Genomic DNA, 9,072 nt, shown 5'->3' with positions numbered 1-9,072 from the left:
GAGGCGCGCGCGCAGGAGCTGAATGAGCAAGTGGAGAGCTGAGCGAATTTGCGCCGCGTGGCGGGCAAGGCTCAGGTCGAGATCGCTTCGGCGCTCAACGTCAAGCAGCCCTCGGTATCCAAGATCGAGAAGCAGGCCGATATGTATCTCTCGACGCTCAGGAGCTATGTCGAGGCGGTTGGTGGGCAACTCGATCTGATCGTGCGGCTGCCATCACGGGCGCCGTTGCGGATCGAGCGTTTGGGCGATGTTGCTCTCGGGGTCGCAGCCAGATCCGGCAAGATCACCACCAAACGCCGGGCGAAGCCGAAGACGGCCGCTCGCGCAGGCTGACGATATTGGCGGCACGGAAAGGGTTTCAGATCATCAGCGTGTAAGCGTGGTGGCATGTAAGGGGGAGAATTATGACGGCTGTGCCGCCAGCGCCTATCGAATATCAGCTCATCGGCCTCGCCGAAGACGGCGGCGTCGGAGATTTGCTGGCGGGCCTCGATCAGAAGCAGGGGCGCGTCCGCCTTCAGGCGCTCATTTCCGAATGGCTTCGAATGGAGAATCTCGTCGTTCTGACGGGATCGGGCACGTCGGTTTCCGCCGGCGGCAAGACGATGGCCAATCTGGAAACGGCAGTATTCGCCGCGATAGAGGCGCTGCCCGACATTCCGGCTTCGATCACTCCCATTATCGAAGCCCGTAAAAACGCTGTCCTTCTTGCCGCCTTCGACGACGATGAGCCAATCGGTTTCGAGGCATGGCTCTCGTTCGTCGCCAATGCCCTGGTCGTTGTGGAATCAGCGGGCGGGCCATTTTCCGCCGTGACCTGGCCCAGCACGCCCGCGCCCAGCGTCGCCGACCTGCGCTGGTTCGTCGATCGGCTTCGCATGGCGATCTTCGCCGAATGCGCGCTTTCGTTGCCCGATACCGGGCTGGCCACGTCCGCCGACAAGATCGCGCCGCATCTCGCGTTCCTGTCCAAGCTCGTGGCGCGGGATAGCAATCTCGGGCGCACTCATCTTTTCACGCTCAACTATGACACGCTGTTCGAGCAGGCGCTGGAATTGCTCGGCGTGCAGTATTTCGACGGGTTCACCGGGCGCGCGTCGGCGCGGTTCGATCCTTCCGTCTATGGGTTGGACATCTACTATCCCGGCGAGGTGGCCGAGGGGCGTGTCCGACGCTTCGACAAGTTTCTGCATTTCTACAAGCTGCACGGCTCGATCCACTGGTTCGAGCACGGCAATGAAATGCGCGCGCGTCACCCCGACCTTGCTCCGTTTCGGTCATACGCCGCCCTGACCCCGCAGGAGAAGGCGGGGTCGCTCGTGTCTCTGGCCGGAGGCACACCCTCGGTCGGAATCCTGCCGACCGCCAACAAATTCGCTCAGACGCTGACGATGCCCTACGCGCATCTGTTCCGGTCTTTTCAGGTCCGGCTCGGTATCCCCCAGACTTTCCTCCTCGTGCTCGGATATGGCTTCGGCGACGATCATGTCAGCCGGATCATCGAGAACGCGCTGATGAATCCGTCGCTGGTGATGCTGGTGGTCGAACCCAATCCGAACAGTGCGGTGATCGAGCGCATCCGGCGATACAAGGATCTCGGCAAGCGCGCCTTCGTCCTGTGTCCGACGACGGATGCCTTCGCCGCAGCGCCGTTCAAGCACGCGACCTTTGACGATTTCGCGCGGACGGTGATGCCGGACGTGCAGTGGCTCGACGATTTCCTGCGCTTGCGGCGCTTCGAGAAGCAGATTGCCTCGTCCACGACGTCGGCCGAACCGGGCACCGAGACGACGAATGGATAACCCCCGGCTCGTCGGCCACATCGTCTCGGTCCAGGGCTTTCGCGTGAAGGTGGAGCTGCTGCCCGAGACCCGCTCGGCGCTGCGCGCGACGCCGGATGGGGTTCAGGCGGCGATTGCCATCAACGCCTACCTCACATTCTCGCTGGGCGCCGGCGAAACGGTGATTGGCATCATCACCGATCTCGAAGCCCGCGAGACGTTCGATCCCGGCAGCGGCGATGACCTCAGCCTCGAACTCATGAAGCCGCGCCGCGTCGCCAGCGTGCAGTTGCTGGGGACGATCGAACATACCGATGACGAGCCCGCCTTCAGTCCGGGCATTTCCGTGCTGCCGACGCTCGATACACCGGCGGAAATCGGGTCGCCGGACATCCTGCGCGCGGTGTTCGAGATTCCGCCTCGGCGCAACAAGCCCGAAGGCTATGACGACAAGGATTTCGACTGCGATCTGAAAATCGGATTCCCGACTGGCCAGGACCGCAATGTCGTCCGCGCCTCCTATAACGACCTATTCTCGCGCCCGCTGGCGATCGTCGGCAATACTGGCTCGGGCAAATCCTTCTCGGTGTCGAGCCTGATCCAGAAGGCGATGGCGGCGCTTGATGGCACTGCCGAGGAGCCACACGTCTTCATCCTCGACATCAATGGCGAATATGCCAAAGCCTTTCCGGCCGCCGAAGCGGTTCAGCGATTGCCTGATCGGGTTTATCTCAACGGGAAGGAGTTCGGCCTTCCGCTCTGGTTTCTGAACGCTGAGGAAATCTGTGCTTGGCTGAGCGCGTCGGAGCAGACGCAGGAGCCGGTGCTCAAGGATTGGTGGGCAATCGCCAAAGGCGGCGATGAGATGGCTGCTGCGAGCATGAGCGCGCTTCAAAATGCGATGAGCGCGCTCGACCAGTTGCTAAGCGAACTTACAAAAGTGAAGCGAAAGTTTGCCGGTTCTTATTGTGATGCCATTGTCGGACACCTCGCGGATACGGAAATCGACACTGCGGCGTTTGAAGCGCTCTTTGCCACTCATCGCACTGTCGATCAGTATAATCAGGATGTGATGGCTAATCAGGCCACGATTTCGACGGAGGGGAACAAACTCAAAGATGCCATCCGTGCGCTGATTGTCAGCGGGAGCGAAACAACGGAAGCAGGCGCACGCACCGCTGACTCTCCCCTACCAATCGCCCGCGCAACCCTCACTGATCCGTCGCTCATCAATCGCGCCGTGTCCAAGGAGGATACGTTCCGCGTGGATGCCCATCTGACGACGTTGAAGCTGCGGCTGAAGACTCGCCTCGACGATAAGCGGTGGCGTTCCTTCCTCAACTATGAGGAAGCCGATACGAAGATTGAGAAGCTGTCCTCATGGTTCGCGCGCTTCGGACTTGGCGCTGCCACAGGGCGGAAAGTCTCGGTGCTCGACTTGTCCATGTTGAGCAACGAGGTTCTCCCTTATGCGTGCGCGGTGATCGGGCGGGTGCTGCTGGAGGCGCGTGAACGCCTGCCCGCAGCCTCGCGCTACAAGCATCCTTGGGTGCTCGTTCTCGAAGAGGCGCACAATTATGCGCGCCCGGCCCGCTCAGATGAGGATCGCGGACATCGCCTCGCCCGGTTGACCTACGAGCGGATCGCCAAAGAGGGCCGCAAATTCGGCCTTTCGCTCATCATTGCCAGCCAGCGGCCGAGCGAGATCAGCCAGACCATCATCAGCCAGTGCGCCAACTTTATCAGCCACCGCCTGCAAAACCCTGACGACATCGACCATTTCCGGCGCATCATCCCGATGCAGGCAAGACGACTGCTCGATCAGGTGACGATTCTGTCTTCAGGCGAGGCGATCGTATTCGGCAGCGCCTTTCATATTCCGACGCGCGTTCAGTTCGATCGGCCGGAGCCCGGTCCATACAGCCAGACCGCGGCGCCCTATCATGAGTGGCGGAAGGAGCAGAATCCCTTCCCGCTGTCGCAAGTCATTGAGGCTTGGGGCGCCTAACCTCGTTCGGCGAGCAGGCTTTTAAGGTTCCGCATGAGCCTGCCGGATATATCGGCCGGCGCCATCTGGTGCAGACGGGCCAAACCTTCCACGGCGATCCAGACATCACTCGGAGTAGCCGGCCGTCCGTCGGTTTGAGTGAACGGCCCGTCGGTTTCCGTCAGGATGCGATTCAAGGGCAGTGTCTTGGCTAGCGCCGCGCGCTTCTCATTCGCAAGCATCTCCGCGTTGACCGAGAAATAGCAGCCTAGATCAACCGCTCTTCGCGCTTCTGCGGCGGTGCCTGTGAACCAATGCAGCACTACCTGCCCACGAGGTGGCGGCATGTGCTGCTCGATCATATCGAGCACCGTCTTGGTCGCTCGGACGCTATGGGTCGTGACAATCTTGTTGCCCGCCGCGGCGCAGAGCGACAACACACGAGCGAAAACCTCTTTCTGGGTTTCGAACGACTTGTAGAAGCGTGGGCCGGCGTCCAGCCCGACCTCACCCACGTAGCGGGTTCTCGGCAGCAATTCCTCCCATAGTCCGATCTCATGTGCCCGGTCGGCGATCAGTTGGGGATGAAGGCCGAGGGCGGCGCGGACATGGCGCGTGGGGGATGCCAATTCGTGGTTCCGCGGCCACGCCTTGGGCGTAGTCGTCACCGTGAGAGTGAACACACCGTCGCGCTCGCAACGCTCCACCGCAGCCGCATGGTCAGGGTAGAGATCGAGGTGGCAGTGAAAGTCGATGAGGCCCGATCGCATAGGGCCTCTTACGAGGGCGCGGCGCGAACGCCAGCCAACAAGCGTCCAACCTCGGCTAATCCACGACGATAGACATCGGCCAACTCATCGTGCCGAGAAGGATAGTCATAAAGTGGCCCCGGCTTATGGATGAGCGCCTTCGCGAGTTCGGGACGCTTCGACAGGCGCGCGATGGCGATCTGAAAGGATCGGACCTGTTGTCCCTCGGCCTGTCGGGTGTCCAACGTGGTAGCCTTGAGGTCGGGCACGCCGTAAACCGTCCTGTCCTTCCCTCGCAGAGATGCCCGCCGGATGAGACAGGGCAGGCAATATCCACAATGCCCTTGCGGCTTCTTTTTCCAGCGCCCCTTCGTCGGGGATGAGCATGATAGCGACTGAGGGGAGAGCTGTTTTAGCAAGGCTGGGTTCGCGCAATCAGCGACCATTTCTCCCTTCGTCTTGTTCCAGTAAGGATTTTCCACTTTACCGGCGATGCCAAGCGCGTGGAGTAAATCGTTCCACCGGGCCATATAAAAGGGATGTGTCGTCCGAGTGCTGAGCGCGCCGAGCCGGAGCCGATCGAGCGGCACATTGAGCGCGATCAGACCGTTCTCCGGAACCTTCAGCACAAAATCTCGACCGAGCGCCGTGCCAGCGGCGACACCGAGCGAAAAGAACAGGAACGAGCGGCCGCGCGTGGTGTCTTCCGATTCTACATCCTCGACCAGGCCGCTATCGAAGCTCATCCACACTCGGAGCCGATCGAAGGCGGATGATTTGTAAGCGGCTTTCAAGCCATCGAAGCACTGCTCCTGCGACTTGCTCACCAGCCCTTCACCCGCGTGGCTGACCAGAAGCGGTGTCTCGCCGGCATTCACGCTGTCGATCGCACCGATCAGACTGTCTAAGCCACCGGAGAATAGACTAACGCCGTCGAACGGGGCGGGAATAAGGGTTGGCGCTACGGTGGGAACCAGCTTCGCATAGCCCTTGGCGCGTTTACGGAAGCCCACGTCCCATCTGTCGCCGGTCAGAAAGTTGAGGGCGCGGATCAGGATCGGCGCCGCAGCCGTCCATCGCACCGGATCGCTGACTGGAATGACTAGCCGGATCTCGCGCGTCCAAGCATCCTGCGATTCCGTGGAGCGGGAGATGCGGGTGTCCGCCGCGTGGACATGAGCCGCGACCACGAGCATGTCCGCGCCAATCTCACTCGGGATCAGGTGCAGCGCGTTGAGGTCGGCCAAGGCATGGCCAATCCCGTGATCGAGACGCTTGCCCGCCACCAATTGCAAGACCGATGCGACTTCGTCGCGCGCCTTCGGAACGCGGGTCTTATCGTCCGGTCCGAAACGGCCGATGATAACATGGCGCCTCATTTCGCTGCCTCCCCATCGCCCATCGTCTGCAACACGTCGAAGGCGGATTGATAGACAACGGTCACAAAACCCATCACCGCATCAGGGGTCAACGACTGGATGTTGACGTTCGCAGCGTTGATCGCGTCGCTGACCCCACGCTGGATGAAATCACGCAATTGCGCCTGAACTCTCTCAGCCGCGCGCGGATCAGCGGGCAAGGTCACGACTTTGGTGCCGATATCGTTGCAGATGCGCGCCTCGATCGCGTGCGTCGCGTATAGCTCGAAGACGGTCTGAATCTGGCCCGGCGTGAGCGCGTCGATATCAGTGATGCCCGCTCCGGCGAGATCGGCGATCGTCTCTACGAAGGCGTCTCGCGCGATCCCTTCGTCGATCGACCCGCCCTCGGGGCAGATGTAGTCGGCGAGGCCGGCGAACACTTCCTCAATGGGACGCCCGGCGAGGCTTTCCAGGTTCAGGGTTCGCAGTGCTTCGCGAATGCCATTGACGCTGGCGTCGTTCAGGAACCGGACGAGTCCGGCGCCCGCACCACGCGACGAGCCCATACGCTGCGCTGCCAGGCGCGAACCGCCGGCCGATTTGGATACATATTGCGAGACCGCGCGGCCAAGGCTCCGATGGTCGCTGCCACCCGAGCTTACGAAGCGCGTGAAATTGTTTCGTGCCGATGTGAATCGGTCCGAGGTGCCCGCCGGGGCGACCGGCCGAGGCGCTGGCGCGGGAGGAACTGCCGGAGGAGTTCCATCCGGTGACGGCTGGAGGGAGCCGTCGCCATCACCCGCGCCCGGCCCGCCTCCGCCGTCACCATCGCCCTCCAACCAGCTCGGAATGAGCGGCGTGCCGCCGCCGGCGCCCGCGTAGGCGTTCGACGTGCCCATTAGCGCCCACCCTTCCGCATGCGAAGCGCTGTGCTCGCGGTCGGCTTCAAGAAGGACGAACCGGAGGTGGACCAACGCTGGAGCAGCTTTTCGAAGCGCCCCATGGCGTCGGAATCTTTGAGAACACCTTCCCAACCCGACGCAGGCCACGGCCCGCACCGATCCGCCGGCAAGGCTTCGAGCAGGTCAAGAAGATTGGCCTGAAGCGTCGGATGGGCGCGAACCAGCACCGCGAGCCCATCGACGCCCGGCGGCACGGTATCGAAGGCGTCCCCGCCCATGACGCGCCCGCGCAGCTCTTCGAAGACCTGCGCGGCTTCGGCCGGAACGAGTTGCTTGAGTTCGCCTTCGAACGCCTGGACGGCAAGTTTCGGACCGAGCAACTTTTCGACCACCGCGGCCAAACGGCCGAGGACGGAGGCGGCGCCGAAATAATCCTTCCGATCCTTCGTCACGAACAGGTAGGGGCGCAGATCAACCTCGGCCAACGAGGGTGACAGCCGCGCCCAGGCGCGTATCGCGTCAGCCGCCTTCCATTCAGTGAGGATGGCGCTGTCCTTGGAGTCCGGCACAGCGGTCAGCTTGGCGTCATCGATGGAACTGATCTTCGGCCCAGACCGCTTGGCTTTGGGGGCTGGTTTCTCCTCCGATGCGGCGGCTTCGAGCGCCGCCAAATCAGCACAACGCCCGTCGGGATCGCGAGCAGCTGCACTGGCGATCTGATCGAACAACCTGGAGAGGAAACGCTCGGCAAGCATCAGTTTCGCCAGGACGGGCAGCTTCACGTCTTCCCCGAAGCCGCGAGCGAGCGCAGTCTGATGGCGCAGCAGCAGGGTATTCAGGAAGCGCTTGATCTGCCGCGGATTGCCCTGAGTGCCGCTGGCCAAGATCGGACCGATCTGATCGCTCAAGGTGAGCGCGTTCTGAATCTTGCTGGCTTTCTCCCCCAAGGCAGTCTTGACCGTCTGTGCGTCGAGCCCGGCTGTCTGCCAAGGCCGTTTCAGCAATTCACGCGCGACGGTGATGAGCGCCGAGTAAGCGGGATCGTCCTCGCCTAGCTCGGCGCCAATGAGCAACAGCGTGACATAGATACGGGTTTCGGTCTCTCCCAAAGCCGGGATGCGAAACGGTATCTGGATCAGCTTTTCTAGATAGTTCCGCGCATAGTCGCGAGGCCCGGTCGTATCCGGAAGCTCGGGGAAATGCTTGCGCACCGAATATTCGATCATCGCCTCGTCGGCCGCGACGATGAACGCGGTGCGGTCGGTGAATACGAACAAGCGAACGGCTTCGAGCGTTTCAATCGCGGTGTCCGGCAGGCAGCGGTCGAGATCGTCAATGAGGACGATCAGCTGTGTGACGCCCGCCTGCTTGAGCAGGTCGTCAAAAGCCTTGCGGAACGCCTCGATCTCTTCGGGGACGTTCTTCGACTCTCCCGGTTGCAACAGACTGTTGATTTCCACTGAGAAGTGACCCGGGTTTTCCATCGAGAAGTGACCCGTCTGCGGATTATGTTTCGGGTGTCACGGGTGGGTCAACCCGTGGTTTTCTCTTTTGGGTTCTGGCCTGCTTGGCAGAGCTGTTTTTGAAGCGGAAGCTATCGTTGCCGGTCTCCAGGATGTGGCAGTGATGGGTAAGCCGATCGAGGAGCGCCGTGGTCATTTTGGCGTCGCCGAACACGGTGGCCCATTCGCTGAAGCTCAGGTTTGTGGTGATGATGACGCTGGTGCGCTCGTAGAGTTTGCTCAGCAGGTGGAAGAGCAGCGCGCCACCTGAAGCACTGAACGGCAGATATCCAAGCTCATCCAGGATAACGAGATCGGAGTGCAGGAGGCGATTGGCGATCTGACCGGCCTTGCCCTGTGCTTTTTCCTGCTCGAGCGCATTGACCAGTTCGACCGTCGAGAAGAAGCGGACGCGCTTTCGATGATGTTCGATGGCCTGGATGCCCAGCGCCGTTGCCACATGGCTCTTGCCGGTGCCAGGACCGCCGACCAGCACGATATTGTCGGCGATGTCGATGAAGTCGCAGCGATGCAACTGACGCACCAGAGCTTCATTGACCTCGCTACTGGTAAAGTCGAAGCCGGCCAGATCGCGATAGACAGGGAAGCGCGCGATCTTGAGCTGATAGGCCACAGACCGAACCTCCCGTTCTGCTGTCTCGGCTTTGAGTAACTGGGAGAGGATCGGGATGGCGGCTTCGAACGCTGGAGATCCCTGTTCCATGAGATCGGTGACGGCCTGCGCCATGCCATGCATCTTGAGGCTGCGGAGCATGACGACGATGGCGCC

The 9,072-nt window shown here is 61.6% G+C and carries 8 protein-coding genes; 3 read left to right on the top strand and 5 right to left on the bottom strand.

Features of this window, described 5'->3' with window-relative positions; translation table 11 throughout:
• The first annotated feature begins 57 nt into the window (after window positions 1–57).
• From SKA58_RS13250 to SKA58_RS13240, 3 genes are all read left to right on the top strand, one after another.
• Window positions 58–333: an XRE family transcriptional regulator gene (locus tag SKA58_RS13250; protein ID WP_232209424.1), complete on the top strand. Its 276-nt coding sequence runs from the start codon at window positions 58–60 to the stop codon at window positions 331–333.
• A gap of 272 nt (window positions 334–605) precedes the next feature.
• Window positions 606–1,802, top strand: coding sequence for an SIR2 family protein (locus SKA58_RS13245; RefSeq protein ID WP_198005964.1), 1,197 nt, complete (start codon window positions 606–608; stop codon window positions 1,800–1,802).
• Entirely contained in the window at window positions 1,795–3,789 is a 1,995-nt protein-coding gene (locus tag SKA58_RS13240; RefSeq protein ID WP_009822952.1) for an ATP-binding protein, read from the top strand. Before SKA58_RS13245 ends, SKA58_RS13240 begins: the two co-directional genes overlap by 8 nt.
• On the opposite strand, the gene qatD is transcribed toward SKA58_RS13240, so the two are convergent.
• The 5 genes from qatD to istB form a co-directional block, all read right to left on the bottom strand.
• Window positions 3,786–4,538 (bottom strand): Qat anti-phage system TatD family nuclease QatD, encoded by a 753-nt coding sequence (qatD, locus tag SKA58_RS13235; RefSeq protein WP_009822951.1) that lies wholly within the window; start codon window positions 4,536–4,538, stop codon window positions 3,786–3,788. The two genes, SKA58_RS13240 and qatD, sit on opposite strands and share 4 nt — an antisense overlap.
• Before the next feature lie 8 nt (window positions 4,539–4,546).
• Window positions 4,547–5,764, bottom strand: a complete 1,218-nt coding sequence (gene qatC / locus SKA58_RS13230) for a Qat anti-phage system QueC-like protein QatC (protein WP_228221071.1) — start codon at window positions 5,762–5,764, stop codon at window positions 4,547–4,549.
• Between the two features lie 128 nt (window positions 5,765–5,892).
• Window positions 5,893–6,777 (bottom strand): Qat anti-phage system associated protein QatB, encoded by an 885-nt coding sequence (gene qatB, locus SKA58_RS13225; RefSeq protein ID WP_009822949.1) that lies wholly within the window; start codon window positions 6,775–6,777, stop codon window positions 5,893–5,895.
• Entirely contained in the window at window positions 6,777–8,264 is a 1,488-nt protein-coding gene (gene qatA, locus SKA58_RS13220) for a Qat anti-phage system ATPase QatA (protein WP_198005963.1), read from the bottom strand. The genes qatB and qatA overlap by 1 nt, the downstream gene beginning before the upstream one ends.
• Window positions 8,265–8,286: 22 nt before the next feature.
• The gene (gene istB / locus SKA58_RS13215) at window positions 8,287–9,057 is read right to left on the bottom strand and encodes an IS21-like element helper ATPase IstB (RefSeq protein ID WP_009820582.1); all 771 of its coding nucleotides are present in this window, start codon (window positions 9,055–9,057) and stop codon (window positions 8,287–8,289) included.
• Window positions 9,058–9,072: the final 15 nt, after the last annotated feature.

Origin of the sequence: Sphingomonas sp. SKA58 (genome assembly GCF_000153545.1) — a bacterium.
Taxonomy (GTDB): Bacteria; Pseudomonadota; Alphaproteobacteria; order Sphingomonadales; family Sphingomonadaceae; genus Sphingobium; species Sphingobium soli.
Note: the sequence above shows the minus strand (reverse complement) of the source record. Positions and strands in the feature narration are given on the sequence as shown.

Excerpts from the sequence above, each read along its gene's own strand:
- SKA58_RS13245 (WP_198005964.1), top strand. The coding sequence starts at position 606 with ATGGCCAATCTGGAAACGGCAGTATTCGCCGCGATAGAGGCGCTGCCC.
- SKA58_RS13240 (WP_009822952.1), top strand. The coding sequence starts at position 1,795 with ATGGATAACCCCCGGCTCGTCGGCCACATCGTCTCGGTCCAGGGCTTT.
- qatD (WP_009822951.1), bottom strand. The coding sequence starts at position 4,538 with ATGCGATCGGGCCTCATCGACTTTCACTGCCACCTCGATCTCTACCCT.
- qatB (WP_009822949.1), bottom strand. The coding sequence starts at position 6,777 with ATGGGCACGTCGAACGCCTACGCGGGCGCCGGCGGCGGCACGCCGCTC.
- qatA (WP_198005963.1), bottom strand. The coding sequence starts at position 8,264 with ATGGAAAACCCGGGTCACTTCTCAGTGGAAATCAACAGTCTGTTGCAA.
- istB (WP_009820582.1), bottom strand. The coding sequence starts at position 9,057 with ATGCTCCGCAGCCTCAAGATGCATGGCATGGCGCAGGCCGTCACCGAT.